This is a genomic window from Shewanella gelidimarina (assembly GCF_023283945.1).
GTDB classification, from domain to species: domain Bacteria; phylum Pseudomonadota; class Gammaproteobacteria; order Enterobacterales; family Shewanellaceae; genus Shewanella; species Shewanella gelidimarina.
Genome location: NZ_JAKIKW010000013.1, coordinates 26,493 through 40,415 on the forward strand (window position 1 = coordinate 26,493; position 13,923 = coordinate 40,415).

At 44.5% G+C, this 13,923-nt stretch carries 12 protein-coding genes; 1 reads left to right on the forward strand and 11 read right to left on the reverse strand.

Translation table 11 applies throughout. The features are described 5' to 3' along the window. Positions 1–119: 119 nt before the first annotated feature. The 4 genes from putA to L2729_RS12285 all read right to left on the reverse strand — a co-directional run bounded on the left by putA (position 120) and on the right by L2729_RS12285 (position 6,292). Entirely contained in the window at positions 120–3,314 is a 3,195-nt protein-coding gene (putA, locus tag L2729_RS12270) for a bifunctional proline dehydrogenase/L-glutamate gamma-semialdehyde dehydrogenase PutA (protein ID WP_248988533.1), read from the reverse strand. Between the two features lie 265 nt (positions 3,315–3,579). Then, positions 3,580–4,155, reverse strand: coding sequence for a TIGR04211 family SH3 domain-containing protein (locus tag L2729_RS12275; RefSeq protein ID WP_248988534.1), 576 nt, complete (start codon positions 4,153–4,155; stop codon positions 3,580–3,582). Between the two features lie 163 nt (positions 4,156–4,318). After that, positions 4,319–5,587 carry an inorganic phosphate transporter gene (locus tag L2729_RS12280; RefSeq protein ID WP_248988535.1) on the reverse strand — a complete coding sequence of 423 codons (1,269 nt, stop codon included), beginning with the start codon at positions 5,585–5,587 and terminating at the stop codon, positions 4,319–4,321. Positions 5,588–5,611: 24 nt separating this feature from the next. Then, positions 5,612–6,292 (reverse strand): TIGR00153 family protein, encoded by a 681-nt coding sequence (locus L2729_RS12285; protein ID WP_101092509.1) that lies wholly within the window; start codon positions 6,290–6,292, stop codon positions 5,612–5,614. Between the two features lie 232 nt (positions 6,293–6,524). Here L2729_RS12285 and L2729_RS12290 point away from each other — a divergent pair, with 232 nt between their 5' ends. Continuing rightward, positions 6,525–8,012 (forward strand): CYTH domain-containing protein, encoded by a 1,488-nt coding sequence (locus tag L2729_RS12290; protein ID WP_248988536.1) that lies wholly within the window; start codon positions 6,525–6,527, stop codon positions 8,010–8,012. A 47-nt stretch (positions 8,013–8,059) separates the two neighbouring features. Here the strand turns inward: L2729_RS12290 and L2729_RS12295 are convergent, their stop codons facing one another. From L2729_RS12295 to L2729_RS12325, 7 genes are all read right to left on the reverse strand, one after another. Further along, positions 8,060–8,854, reverse strand: coding sequence for a potassium channel family protein (locus tag L2729_RS12295; protein ID WP_248988537.1), 795 nt, complete (start codon positions 8,852–8,854; stop codon positions 8,060–8,062). A gap of 63 nt (positions 8,855–8,917) precedes the next feature. Further along, positions 8,918–9,247 carry a hypothetical protein gene (locus L2729_RS12300; RefSeq protein ID WP_248988538.1) on the reverse strand — a complete coding sequence of 110 codons (330 nt, stop codon included), beginning with the start codon at positions 9,245–9,247 and terminating at the stop codon, positions 8,918–8,920. A gap of 107 nt (positions 9,248–9,354) precedes the next feature. Then, positions 9,355–10,008 (reverse strand): hypothetical protein, encoded by a 654-nt coding sequence (locus tag L2729_RS12305; RefSeq protein ID WP_248988539.1) that lies wholly within the window; start codon positions 10,006–10,008, stop codon positions 9,355–9,357. 11 nt (positions 10,009–10,019) lie between these two features. Next, positions 10,020–10,709 (reverse strand): PspA/IM30 family protein, encoded by a 690-nt coding sequence (locus L2729_RS12310; RefSeq protein WP_101092504.1) that lies wholly within the window; start codon positions 10,707–10,709, stop codon positions 10,020–10,022. 12 nt (positions 10,710–10,721) lie between these two features. Continuing rightward, entirely contained in the window at positions 10,722–11,135 is a 414-nt protein-coding gene (locus L2729_RS12315; RefSeq protein ID WP_101092503.1) for a YjfI family protein, read from the reverse strand. 92 nt (positions 11,136–11,227) lie between these two features. Then, entirely contained in the window at positions 11,228–12,949 is a 1,722-nt protein-coding gene (locus L2729_RS12320; protein ID WP_248988540.1) for a polyamine aminopropyltransferase, read from the reverse strand. 71 nt (positions 12,950–13,020) lie between these two features. After that, the gene (locus L2729_RS12325) at positions 13,021–13,920 is read right to left on the reverse strand and encodes a DUF350 domain-containing protein (RefSeq protein WP_248988541.1); all 900 of its coding nucleotides are present in this window, start codon (positions 13,918–13,920) and stop codon (positions 13,021–13,023) included. Positions 13,921–13,923 lie beyond the last annotated feature (3 nt).

Sequence of the window (13,923 nt, forward strand, 5' to 3'; positions counted from 1 at the left end):
GCCGCGTTAATGATATTGAGAGAGCGCTTTGGTTGGAAAGAAGACATAAAAAAGCCAGATTGAAAATCTGGCTTTTTTTATCGTAATATTAACAATTAAGGCTGTTCTACCTTAGAACATTACTCGTCACTATCACCTAAAGACAATAGTGTGGCATTGCCACCTATCGCGGTGATGTTGTTAGTGCGTGTTTTCTCGGTTATAAAGCGCGTAAGGTAGTGTGGCCCCCCTGCTTTAGGACCTGTGCCAGACAACCCTTGACCACCAAAGGGTTGAACACCGACGACAGCACCAATTTGGTTACGGTTAATATAAACGTTACCGACATTAACTTTGCCTGCTAATTCAAGCGCATGACCTTCGTTACGGCTGTGAATTCCTAACGTGAGACCAAATCCAGTTGAGTTGATCTCATCGATAACTTTATTGAGCTCCGATGCCTTGTAACGGATCACGTGCAAAATCGGCCCAAAGTGCTCTTTATCAAGCTGCTTGATTGAATCGATTTCAATGGCCGTTGGCGCAACAAAGTAACCATTTTCGGTACCCGCAGGTAACTCCATCTGCTTAATTAGAGTACCGACTTGTTTGATATGGTCGATGTGAGCGTTAAGGTTTGCTGCAGACGTGGCGTCAATTACTGGACCAACGTCTGTTTTCACTGAACTTGGGTCACCAATGGTAAGCTCTTCCATTGCGCCTTTCATTACATCAAGCACGCGATCAGCAACATCCGCTTGCAAGAACAGCACCCGCAGCGCAGAGCAACGTTGGCCTGCACTGGTGAAAGATGCCGACACTATGTCGTTAACCACTTGCTCTGGTTGCGATGTGGAATCCACTACCATAGCATTCTGTCCACCGGTTTCAGCAATCAAAGGAATAATCGCCCCTTCTCGCATGGCTAGCGTGCGGTTAATCAGTTTTGCTGTACCTGTAGAGCCGGTAAAGCAAACACCACCGATACGGTCATCGCTGGTAATTGCTGAACCAACGGTTGCCCCTGTACCCGGCAGAAACTGCAGCACATCTTTCGGAATACCCGCTTCGTGAGCGAGCTGTACCGCGCGGTAACCGACGATAGACGTTTGTTCTGCAGGTTTAGCGACAACAGTGTTACCCGCCGCTAGCGCTGCTGCTGCTTGGCCTATGAAGATAGCCAAGGGGAAGTTCCATGGGCTAATACAGACAAAGATCCCGCGGCCCTGAAGGAATAACTCGTTAATCTCGCCAGTTGGGCCAGGAAGTCGCTCGGGTTGAGCCATCATCTTCTTAGCTTGTACGGCATAGTAACGACAGAAATCAACGGCTTCACGCACTTCATCGATACCGTCTTGAATACTCTTCCCTGCTTCACGAGTACAAAGTGCAATCAGCTCTTCACGGTTATCTTCAATTAGGTCGGCAAGCTTCAGCAGTGCAGTGGCTCGCACCTCGACAGGGGTAGCACACCAGCTTGGAAATGAAGCCGCAGCGCCTGTAAGGGCTTGTTCAATAGCATGGTTGTTAGCGAAGGCGACCTTACCAACGACCTTAGAGGTATCAAATGGGCTAACAATCTCTTTAATGTCACCACTTAAGGTTTCGCCGTTGACTATTGGGCCAGCAGACCAAGTGTGGTTTTTATACTTTTCTATTGCCGCCAAAAAAGGAGTCGATTCTGACATGATGTTCAGGTTGAGGCCTTTCGAGTTTTGACGCTCAGTACCGAATATGTTGGCAGGTAAAACAATTCTGTTGTTAGCTAGAGTTTTGTAGCCCTTTAGCGTTGACAGTGGATGTATCACCAACGACTCAATCGGCGTTTTAGGATCGACAAGTTTATGTACAAACGACGTATTTGCGCCGTTCTCTAGTAAGCGGCGCACTAAATAAGGCAGTAGGTCTTTATGGGCACCCACTGGCGCATAGATACGTACCGTCTTAACGCCACGTTCTGCCAATAGCGTATCGAAAAGCTCTTCTCCCATACCATGTAAGCGTTGGAATTCATAATTTCGGTCACCTGCCATATCGGCTATTGAAGCAACCGTTTGGGCGTTATGACTGGCAAACTGTGGGTAGATAGCGCCGCGTGTGGCATCAGACAATAAGTATCTTGCACAGGCAAGATATGACACGTCGGTGCTCGCTTTACGGGTATAAAGAGGGTAACCCGCTTCGCCATTTTCCTGGGACCATTTAAGCTCGCTATCCCAGTAGGCACCTTTAACTAAACGTAGTGGAATTTCATCGCCTTGGTCTTTCGACAGACGAGTTAACCAGCACAACACTGGTAGCGCACGCTTAGAATAAGCTTGAACGACAATACCCAGTAGACCCCAGCCTTTTGCTGCATCTGAATTATAAAGGCGTTGGAATAGTTTTAATGAAAGCTCAAGGCGATCCATCTCTTCTGCATCAATAGAGATACCGACTCTAAGAGAGCGAGCTTGCTTGATAAGTAATATCAGCGTGTCATATAGCTCTGTTAAGACTCTATCTTCGTTGGCGACTTCGTAACGAGGATGTAGCGCCGAGAGCTTAATTGAGATCGTTGGGCGAGGGGATTTACTTTCGTCATACTCTAGCCCGCCGATCGTTGCGATAGCACTAGAGTACTCATCGAAATATTTTTGCGCATCTTTTTTAGTTAAGGCTGCTTCACCTAACATATCGTAGCTGTGCGTATAACCAAGCTTACGTTTGTCGACACTATTTTTGAGCGCCTCTTTTACGTTGCGGCCAAGTACAAATTGTTTACCCATTATTTTCATCGCCCCAAGCATGGCTTGGCGGATAACAGGTTCACCCATTTTATTGACTAAGCGGTTAAGTAGCTTACTTGGTTTGCCGTTGATTTGTTTGTCGAGTTTGACGATTTTACCGGTAAGCATCAACCCCCAAGTCGAGGCGTTGACCAAGAGTGAGTTACTCTTGCTCAGATGTTCATCCCATTGAGCGCCTGAGAGTTTATCTTCAATCAGGGCATCAGCGGTTGCTGCATCAGGAATACGCAATAAGGCTTCAGCAAGACACATTAAAATAATGCCCTCTTGTGTTTCTAAGCTATATTGCTGTAAAAATGCATCAATACCGACCATAAGGCCTTTTTTGTCGTATTGACGTACTTTATTCACTAATTCGTATGCACGATTTGTCACACGATCGATCTCTTCTTTGCTGGACGGAACCAGTTTTATCAATTCTGATAAATATAGTTCTTCATCAACAATGTAATTATTGCTGATCGCGTTGAACAGTTCGTTGAGATCGGCTGAGTCATAACGACCAGCTAGTACTTCACTCGCTTTGAACATATTAATAACTTCCATCTTGGCCGAAGGTATATTGCAGGGATGTTTAATGCGACAAGATCTTTGTTGTTATCTTTTTGTATACAATCTAAGGCCTCCGCGCGGGTGATTGTACCTGTAAAATGTGATAAGGGACACCTTTGCGTAAGGGAGTGTGATCTTTGTTTGATTTTTAGAGGGTGGGGTGCGTGCTAGGCCCCAGTGGGTAAGGGGGGAAGGCTAGAAAATAAAAAGCCAGTGTTTAAAAACACTGGCTAAAGAACTAAAAATACCAGGTTAGTATTTACCAGTGATTTTTAGGCTTACGCTGTGGTCGTGGTAAGTAAACTAAAATAATGCCCAATAACAGGCCGCCAGCGGCGATAAAGCCACCTTGTTGCCACATTTGAAAACGTTCATTACTTTGTATATTTGCCAGTTTTGCCTGAGCGCTATCGCGTTCTTGGCTAGCACTTGCTAGTGATTTTTGTGCTTGAGCGAGTTGCGTCTTAATCTGGCTTAACTCTTGTACACTCGAATCTGTTGTCGTGAGTGCGTTAGTTAAGTCAGCTTTAGTTTGCACTAGCTCTGCTTGCACCAAGGGTAATTGTTCACGCAAGCTTACAGCTGAGCTGAGTAGCTTAGTTTGAACCCAGCCTTCACGATCCTTATGATCGATTATCTTGCTGTAGTCACCTTGAGTTTCACCTAATAAAGTTATCTTCTGACCCGCTTCTACACTGCCCAAAATCCGAAACTGGGTACCCGGTCCGCCATGGAGATAGATAAAAACATCATCAGAGATGTAACTTGTTTGGTTTGCCGCAAATAAAGAGGGGGAAAGTAATAACGCTCCCACAATAGTTAGAATTTTTAACACCAATCTATTCTCATCAATGAAATTTAGCCAACATGCTATGGATTTAGAGGACTTAATGCAAGTAGCATTAAGGGAGATAAAACGCAAAAAGGGAGCTTGATACAAATATTATCAAACTCCCTTAAGGAATCGCAGTACTTTTCGGTGCAATAAAGCTCAGTATTTAGCTAAAAATACCTTTAATCATGAAGAAGATCATGATTGATAGCGCGGCACCAGCGGGTAGGGTTACCACCCAAGAAACAACAATATTACGCACTACGCCAATATTGATTGCAGCGATACCACGAGCCATACCGACACCTAACACCGCACCCACTAGGGTTTGTGTGGTTGAGATGGGTAGACCAGTACCCGATGCTATCACCACCGTTGAAGCTGCTGCCAGCTCCGCCGCGAAACCACGACTTGGTGTCAGGTGAGTAATATTCTTACCGATGGTTTGCATTACACGCTTACCAAAGATAGCTAGACCCAAGACAATACCTACAGCACCCAGCGGTAGAATCCACCAAACAAGAGGCGCTTCACTGCTGATCTCACCACCACTGTTAACGATTGAAACAACAGCGGCTAGCGGGCCAATAGCGTTTGCTACGTCATTTGAGCCGTGCGCAAATGCCATACAACATGCGGTTACAACCATTAAGATTGCAAAAACTTTCTCAACGTTGCCAAACTGGGTTTGACGATCCGCTTTACTGTCCATTTTTAGGCGCTTGATGGCAATCATGCCAGCAATACCCACTAATGCTGCAATCGCGAGAGCCAAAGAGTAGGCTTCGAAGTTATCAAAGTGCAAACCAACATGTTTAAGACCTTTCTTGATGGTAACCAATGCCATTACAAAACCAGCAAGAGCCATATAGAAAGGAACATAACGTTTAGCATTTTCAAGTGGATTCGAGGTATTAAAGATAAGCTTTTGGACACTTTGGAATATCATAAAGGCGATAAAGCCCGATATTGCCGGCGTGACGACCCAAGAACCTACGATACCTCCTACTTTCCCCCACTCGACGGCGTCAGCGCTCACACCTACTGCTGCGAAACCAACAATGGCACCAACAATAGAGTGAGTTGTCGAAACCGGCCAGCCGAGTGCTGAAGCAGCAATAAGCCAAATGCCAGCAGCTAGCAAAGACGCTATCATGCCATAAACCAGAAGCTCAGGCTGTTCCATAAAGAAAGTTGAATCAATAATGCCTTTACGAATTGTACTGGTGACTTCGCCACCGGCTAAATACGCTCCTGCAAACTCAAAAATCATTGCGATAATAATCGCTTGTTTAATTGTAATCGCATTGGAACCTACAGAGGTTCCCATTGCATTGGCTACATCATTTGCGCCAATACCCCAAGCCATTAAAAAACCAAATAGAGCTGCCATGCCAATAAGCCATGGGCCGTTGGTGACTAATACATCAACCATGTTATTACCTTGATAATCTTTTGATTAGACGCGAGCTAACATCAGCTCTAGGCGGGAACCGACTCGTTCGGCAAGATCTGCCAAGTCACCAACCCACTCAATTATCTTGTAGAGGAACATTACATCTACAGGGTTAAAATCAGATTCGATAGCCAAAAGTTGTCTACGTATCTTAATTTGTAAAACATCAGTGTCATCTTCGATAGAGTCAAGTTCACTGATCATTTTTGCCACAAGATCCACTTCACGGCCTCTAAAACCTGTTTCTAGTAGGTCGTCGAGTTCGTTAATTGCTTGCTTTGATAACGCAACTGCATCAAGACAGCGTTGTAAATAAGCAATGAAGGATTCTTGGATTGCATGGGGGATGACGAGCTCTCGGCCAATAACTCGACCGGAAATGTCTTTCGCTTTGTTAGCGATCTTATCTTGCTGGGTGAGTAGCTCCAGTAAGTCAGTACGCTCAACGGGCATAAACAAACCACCAGGCAGAGTTAAGCGGATTTCACGTTTTAGTGAATCTGCTTCTTGCTCAGTCAAGCTTATTTGTTGACGCAGTTGAACAGCTTTGTCCCAGTCACCTGAGGCTGTAGCTTCGAAAAATGGGACAAGTAATGACGCGCAGTCGTATACTTTGTCGATATGCTCTTGGAGAGGCTTAATTGGCGATTTTGCAAACACGCCCAAAATAGAGTTTACTGGCATTGCCGTTTACCTATTTAGGTTATTCCACTATTGGAAAAAGCGGGCGCATGTTAACCCAAGCGGCCGCGTAAGAAAACTGTGTTTTTGTAATTAACTAAACAGTTTTTTATTCTAACGAGTTATATCTTAACTGCAAAGCGAATCCTACGGCGTTTTTATTACAAAAATATTACACTGTGTCGAATTAATGACAGATTGATTAAATTTTGATTACAAGGCGAATAGTACACAGATGGAAGCAGAGATAGAACTCAAACTTTTCTTTAATGAAAATAAAAGAAAAACCCTTATAAACCTGTTGGATAGCATTCCTAACTCCGATAGTAAAGGCAGCGAAAAGTTAACGAATGGGTATTTTGAAACCCCTGACCTTACTTTGCGTCATTGGGACATGGGCTTGCGAGTTCGCGGGATAAATACTCACCGAGAGCAAACAATTAAGACTGCTGGACAGGTTGTCGGTGGGATCCACTCTCGGCCTGAATTTAATGTCGATATAGATCACGATTTTCCAAAATTAAATTTATTCCCGAGTAAAATTTGGCCACAAGGCGCAGATCTTGAACAAGTGCAGTTACAGCTGCGTTGTTTGTTCAATACTGATTTTGAACGACAAAAATGGCATATTTTTGTTGATGATAGTTTGGTCGAAGTGGCGCTTGATATCGGTCATATTTGTGTTGATGACCGCTCTGAACCCATCTGTGAATTAGAGTTTGAATTACTTGCTGGTGATACTGCAGCCCTACTTGTTTTAGCGGGCATCGTTAGCAGAGAAGTACCGGTTCGATTAGGCAACGCGAGTAAAGCAAAAAGAGGCTATCAGTTAGCGGCTCAAGCAAGTCCGTTTAATTTGGAAGTGCTCGATTTTATTGCATTAAAGCCTGAACAAAACTTAAAACAGGTCGCTATAAACTTACTCGAAGTTGGACTAGAAAGGTGGCAGCAGCTTGAGGCTATGATCCTTGATGTGGCGCAGAACCCCCATGAACTGCCAATGCTCTGTTACCGACTCAGAGCTTGTATTCGATTGCTAAAAAGCACGCTGGCGCAATTTACCTTGTTAGGAGACTCTTTTGAAGAGGATTTTGGCTGTATTGAGCGTCGGCTTAACTTTATCGAAGAGTCGCTGAGTCTATTTTCTATTGTGGAGAAAAACGCTGCCCTTATCGCTAAGTTGTCGATGTCGGATGCACTGGTCGATATAGCCAATGCTAAATTGCAGCAACTGGATATTTCTGCCCATTTCGACGCGCTGTTAGACGATATTTGTTATGGCCGGCTTCAAGTACATCTTGTTGATCTGTTGATGCAAATAAGTGTTGGCAACGTTGTTATCGATAAAACACTCAGTTTGAAGCACTTTGCCGATGAGCTACAAGAAAAATCATGGCAAAAGATATTGGATGTTATGCCATTAAATAATGACTTAAGCAGTAGCGACTATCTTGCTGTCGCAAAGGCGTTAGATAACAGCATGTTTGTTGGTGTGGCATATGGTCAGCTTTATTCAAACAAATCACGAGATCAATTTAGAGCGCCTTGGCAAGACCTTGCGTTAGGGATTAGAACCTTAGCGGCTTATCGACAACTTAAAGAGATTAGTGAGCTAGCGTATATCGATATTAGTGATTGGCTAGAAAATAAGGAGCTGAGCTTAGTACAAGCAATGGAGTTTTCTCGCCGTAGTGCGATGCAGAACGAACCGTACTGGCGTTAACGCTTTGGTGACCCATTTTTAATGATTGAGCCCGCCAATGTGCGGGCTTATTTTTTAGTGTCTTTTATGGCCTGCTTGAGGGATTCTATCTCTTGTAATAGCTGCTGCTGGTTGGCTTCCATACGGTCGAGACTCATATGCAGTTCTGAGCGAATTTCTTCGCTGTGAGTTTCCAGTTTTTCAGCTTCATCAGGCGCAACAAAAACAGACGCCATGTAACCTGAAATGACACCAAAAAAACTCACGCCACAGACAATGACAAAACCACCGATGATATGTCCTGCTGTCGTAATGGGATAGTAATCACCGTAACCGACGGTTGATATGGTGACCAAAGCCCACCAAATGGCATCTTCAGCGGTTTCAATATTGGCTCCTTCAACCCCACTTTCAACAATCAATACCAAAACAGAAGCAAAGGTTAGAATGGTGACTAAAGCGACTAATAAGCTGGCGAGAGTGGCTTGGCGACGCTGTTTGAGCATAGGGACAATCAAAGAGCGGGTCATACGGATGAGTCTGACCACGCGAAGAATTTGGAACAAGCGTGCCATTCTAAGCGCTTCAACGGCAGGGATACTGGCAATAAAATCTATCCAGTGATGTTTGAAGTAGCTTAGCTTGTGCTCGGCCTTAAAAAGGCCATAGAAAAAATGAGCCATAAAGATAAGACAAATACTGGTATCAATAAAGAACAGTAAACGCCTAGTTTCGCCATCAAGGCCGCCAAAGGTAAGCACGAGTACTACAACGACAGAGAGTAACGACAACAGCATCATCGCGAGCTGGAAAGGTGTCGGCGGCGTTTCAGGTTGTATGATCCAGCGCTTTTCTGTGGTCATTTTTCGGTCCATCGTTAATGCTACGTACTTCCTAAGCAGGAAGCGAAACTAGCCTTTGAAACTTTAGTCTTCGGTACTAAAGTGAATGAGAGCATCAAGAACATGTTTTTTGATTTCTAACTGCTGCTCTGCTTTGAGATTATACTTTTCAGCTAACAGCGCATAGTCCTCAGCGCTTAAGGATACGGTAAGGCGAGGGCGTTTAGGGCGCTTAGTCACACTTAACCCGAGAATGTCTCTAATTTGATCTGACGGACTGACACCGGCATCAAGCGCGGCTTTACGGATGGAATATTGAAATTTTTCATCCAAATCAAAGGCAATTTGAGTGGCCTTAGCGGCTTTTTGATTTTGCTGCCACTGTTCCGGCAACGGATTCTTTTGCTTGCTCATGCGTAAGATATTACCTATCCATAGAAACGGCTTTATAGGTTAATGCTATCACTCATGGCGGCAGAAACAAAAAAGGTTCTAACGTGAGTCACGTTAGAACCTTTAAATTATGCGCCAGGCCAATAGTCCCTGATGTCTGATAGTGGGCGGTAAAGTGTCAACATGACATCCGTTTCGCCCCCATCATAGACTTCGATATCAATGGCTTTATCTTCATCGTCATCCAGTAATTGGTATGATTCAAAAGGGTCGCCAGTGGCACCGTCAGCATCTTGAGGTGGCTTTGTGCCACGATAGTCCTGACGATGAAAGTAACCAAACCCCGCGAATGTGACCTGATGATATTGAGGTGATAACCACTGCTCAAATTCAGTTGCTAGCTCAGGTGACAATTCACTGGTGGTTAGCTCTGCTTTGCCAGGTTCTTCAAAAATAGCGCCAAATTGCTCTAAATCGAATAGCTGCTCGACTAAACCACGATTAACCTTTATCGACAAAGCGAGGTAAGTTTCATCATCTTCATCTAAGCCGAGAAAGATGGTGTCACTTCCATGCCCTTTTAGCACCCATTCCGTTTGCTGCTTGCGCTCATACTCATAAGTATTAACCGCTTCAACTCTAAGCTGCTGCCCACGTAATTGTGGTGGCAGCGCAAAGCTATCATCAAGGGAGATCATATCTCCCTTATCTAGCTTTGATGGGTGGTCGAGTTGACGTTTAGGTTCCTCTTTCTTGCCAAATAGGCCACTTAGAAATCCCACGTCATACTCCTTTAGCCTTTACGGGCTTTAATGCGATCAAGTACAGCATTAGCGTTAGACTTCTGCTCACCAATACCCGCTTCCGCTAGCTTATCATGCAGCGCTTTGTCGTTGTTTTCTTCCGCTAGCGTCTCAGATGCCTTAAGGCGATCATCAAATGACTGCTGACGCGCTTTGATGCGCTCTAGCGAATCTTTAGCATTAAGTAACTTTGAGTTACTGCCCGCAAATGAATCGGTAATTGTTGCCGTCGCCTTTTGTACGCTTTCTGTGGTCTTCACCATCGTCAGTTGGCGTTGGTAATCCGTGACTTGACGTTCAGTTTTACGTACTAGCTCTTTTAGGCGAGTAGCATGTGCGCTGAAGCTTTCGTTGGCAGATTGCTGGTCATTAAGTTCTTGATCCAATTCAGCGATTTTCTCAGCAACTTCTAGTGCTAATGCTTCGTTACCCTTTTCAAGTGCTTGTGCTACGTAACCTTCATGTTCAGCAACTGCACGCTTAAGGCGGTCAACTTCACGGCTTGCTTGCATCTCTTTTGCCATAACTTCAGTTAAGTCGCGTTTAGCTTTAGTCAGATGTTTCGCTGCATCACGGATCTCTTGTTCAAAAATACGTGTTGAGTTTGCGTCTACAATACCTTGGCCAACTTCAGTTGCGCCACCGCGAAAAGCAGTAAGAATCTTGTTTAGAATGCCCATAATGTGGCTCCTTTATTTAAGGTAATCGGCGAGTTCGTCGATTACTTCGAGACAGTTGTCAGATAGAACAGATAGTTCTTGTTCTATCTCTTCGATGCTTGATTGTACTGATAGTGCGCCGTATACCACATACTTGTCATCAATCTTGGCGAATGATGAAAGTGGCATTGGAATGTTGAGTTCTAACATGGTCTCAAACATTTCGCTGCGACGCTCTTGATTCACTTCATCCTCGCCCCATAAATAGCTGATGCAAAGGATCTGGTTGTCCGTAACCGATAAGAACACCGGGATCTCTTCTCGGCCAACGATGTTAACCTGCAAGACTTCCACGTCGCCATCAATTGGATAACAATCAAATTGAAAGCCAGTATGGCCATTGTCGCCAAGTTCATTTAGATGGTTGGCAATGTTGTGGATATTCATATTTGTCCTTATTGACATATTATGTCTGCGATTAAAGATAACATCAGGACATAATATGTCAAGCGCTATCTTTGCGGTGTAAAAAATAAGCTTTACTGATTTTCTAACCAAGCTTGCTGGTGGTATTGGTATAACTGACTCGAACCCAAGGTATTTGGTTTGATAGCTTGTTTATCGATATAGAAATTACCCGGGAATGCAAAAGCGGCATGCATTAATTCTGGCGTAAACCAAGCATCATCTATGGGTAATTGCTGTATTTCATCTAGTCTAGATTTGGCACTTTTTCCGCTTAATGTCGCAATAGTCCAACCCCATTCGCCAAAACTGGGCACATTATGGTGGTATTGATCCACCGTAAAGCCAGCTAGCTCCAAAGTCTTACCCACTGAAATAAATGCTTTGGGCGCATGATACGGTGATGTTGACTGTATTGTTATGGCAGCGTCACGGCTCATAAGTTCCTTTAGTTTCAGATAGAAAGTATCTGAATAAAGCTTGTTAAGATCGGGATGGCTTGGATCAGGAAGGTCAACGATAATGGCATCGAATTTTTCCTCATTTTTAAGTAATTGGTCTACTCCATTGAAAGCATCGTCAAATATCAGTCTAACTCTAGGGTCATTCAGTGCATCTTTATTGAGTGCCATTAATGCTTTCGTTAGATGTGCAGGCATATCGGTGTCTGGCGTTTTGAATAGCTTTACCAGCTCCTTATCTAAGTCCATTAATGTGACCTGTTTAGGCTGCCACTTAAGCACCTGAGCAAGCCCTAAGCCATCTCCACCACCAATGATTAAAATTTTGTCATGACGCGCGCTGGCTGCAAGCGTAGGGTGGACTAAAAAGGAGTGATATATGTGTTCGTCGCTACTCGAAAACTGTAGACGGCCGTTAATATAGAGCGAGTGAACCGGACCGAGTCCATTTCCTCTTAAGCGTTCAGTGAAAGTGAGCTGCTGAAAACGCGTTGCTTTAGCGTAAACCACATTGTCCTTATAGAGTAAGTTATTAAAACTTTGCTCCCAAGAGGGGCCATGCAGTGCTAATAAGAGAAGTACGCCTGTTGCAGCAATATGGCCGACGAGCAGCAGTTTCACATGGCGGATTTTAGTCCAAAAACGCCAAATAAATAGAAAGCCAGCGAGTAAATTAAAGCTGGCGGTTAACGACGCGGCTAACTGAATATCAATGGCAAGCATAAAGCCTACCCAGATGGCTGCGCCAATGCCAGCGCCGATATAGTCAGCGCCATAGATAGTGCCCGCATTATGCATCAAGTGTTCGTCAGACAAAGCCTGACGAACCCTAGCGATTAACGGGATCTCCATACCAATCATTAACCCCAGTAATACTCCCCAAAAATAAGGTAAGTACTCACTGAGTTTTTGTAAGGTTGCGATAAACCCGCCATTAGGGAGTTGATCGCTTGGAAGACCGAGTGTTTGAGCCACGATTAACGGTAGCTGTTGGCCAAAACCAATAACACTAGCGGTGATCAAAATGGCTAATGAGCCACATAGCGCGACGCTGAGCTCAAGTACGGCAAAGCCGGTAAAGGCGCAGCGAATTTTCCGCGCGGCAAAGGCCCCAATACCCATGGATACGATCATCAGGCCGATCATGGTGTAAATAGCGGCTTCAAGCGCGCCGAGTATGCGGCCTGCATAGTGTGAGAGTAGATACTCATAGATCAAGCCGCAGCCTGCCAGAACGGCCATAATGCCCAGCAGTAATAGATCATCAAACCAGCCTAGTTTTGCCGGCTTTATTGTATTCGGAGTTAAGGTGTCGCTGTGAGAGGTGTTTGGCATGGTGAGTCTATTGGTTTATCTATGGTATGAAAAAGGGAGCGATAATAACCGCTCCCATCTTTAGGCTTACATTAGGCCATTAACGCCGCGAGAATAAGCGCGATTGAAACACTGATTGCCATTTCAACAGCAGCAACACCAATGTTATTTTGCTTCTCTACTTCATCAAACAGATCAATGTTGGCGAGGACTAACTTTTTGACAATTTTTATCAAAATAGACAAAGACATCAGCATAATGACAGAGAACATTAACCAACCGAATAGATTGGCAACATAAGCTTCTGGATTGAAGATAATAAAGTGACTTGCCGCATTAAAACTAAACGCCATCGCAAGCATATAGCCACTATGCCTAATCGCTAAAGCGATATGACCTTGAGCCAGTGCCGCCTGCATAGAAGCATTTTGATTGCGGCCAGCATAGCGCTTGGCACGCACACGCGTCAGTACGACTAACATGAGCTGCGAGATAGCAAAAGCACTAAAAATAGCGATAAAGGTATAAACCGTAAGGTCTTCCGCCCACATCAGCACTGAGCGAATGATAATGGCGGTTGCAATGGCTGCCGTGGCATCGACAATGGCGACTGAGACATTCCCTTTAATGATCAGGGCATTTTTATCAATCTCATTTAGTGCCACTTTATCATGCAAAAATCGACCTAGTTTAATCAGTATCAGTCCAAACAAACCGTAAGCGGACATGCCAATAGCTTCGACTAGGTAGGATTCCGCTGCCTCTCCAGTGATAGCGCCAGTCAGCACAATACCCAATGCCGCAACCGCGCCAGCAGTGCTGATACCAAAAGCAAAGTTGTCGTTTTCAGCAAGCTCTTTACGACTATTTACCTTGATAGTCCAGCCTTGCAAATAACGCATTAATGTCAGCAGTAACACGGCAATGGTTAGATCAATTGCCAAAATAATCAGTAGTTCTGGGGTGATGCCGTAGTGTTGAAAAAATGTCATGAG

What these genes read in the sequence shown, in the direction of transcription:
- L2729_RS12325 (WP_248988541.1), bottom strand. Translation starts at nt 13,920, where the DNA reads ATGACATTTTTTCAACACTACGGCATCACCCCAGAACTACTGATTATT.
- putA (WP_248988533.1), bottom strand. Translation starts at nt 3,314, where the DNA reads ATGGAAGTTATTAATATGTTCAAAGCGAGTGAAGTACTAGCTGGTCGT.
- L2729_RS12295 (WP_248988537.1), bottom strand. Translation starts at nt 8,854, where the DNA reads ATGACCACAGAAAAGCGCTGGATCATACAACCTGAAACGCCGCCGACA.
- L2729_RS12315 (WP_101092503.1), bottom strand. Translation starts at nt 11,135, where the DNA reads ATGAATATCCACAACATTGCCAACCATCTAAATGAACTTGGCGACAAT.
- L2729_RS12310 (WP_101092504.1), bottom strand. Translation starts at nt 10,709, where the DNA reads ATGGGCATTCTAAACAAGATTCTTACTGCTTTTCGCGGTGGCGCAACT.
- L2729_RS12300 (WP_248988538.1), bottom strand. Translation starts at nt 9,247, where the DNA reads ATGAGCAAGCAAAAGAATCCGTTGCCGGAACAGTGGCAGCAAAATCAA.
- L2729_RS12285 (WP_101092509.1), bottom strand. Translation starts at nt 6,292, where the DNA reads ATGCCAGTAAACTCTATTTTGGGCGTGTTTGCAAAATCGCCAATTAAG.
- L2729_RS12320 (WP_248988540.1), bottom strand. Translation starts at nt 12,949, where the DNA reads ATGCCAAACACCTCTCACAGCGACACCTTAACTCCGAATACAATAAAG.
- L2729_RS12280 (WP_248988535.1), bottom strand. Translation starts at nt 5,587, where the DNA reads ATGGTTGATGTATTAGTCACCAACGGCCCATGGCTTATTGGCATGGCA.
- L2729_RS12290 (WP_248988536.1), top strand. Translation starts at nt 6,525, where the DNA reads ATGGAAGCAGAGATAGAACTCAAACTTTTCTTTAATGAAAATAAAAGA.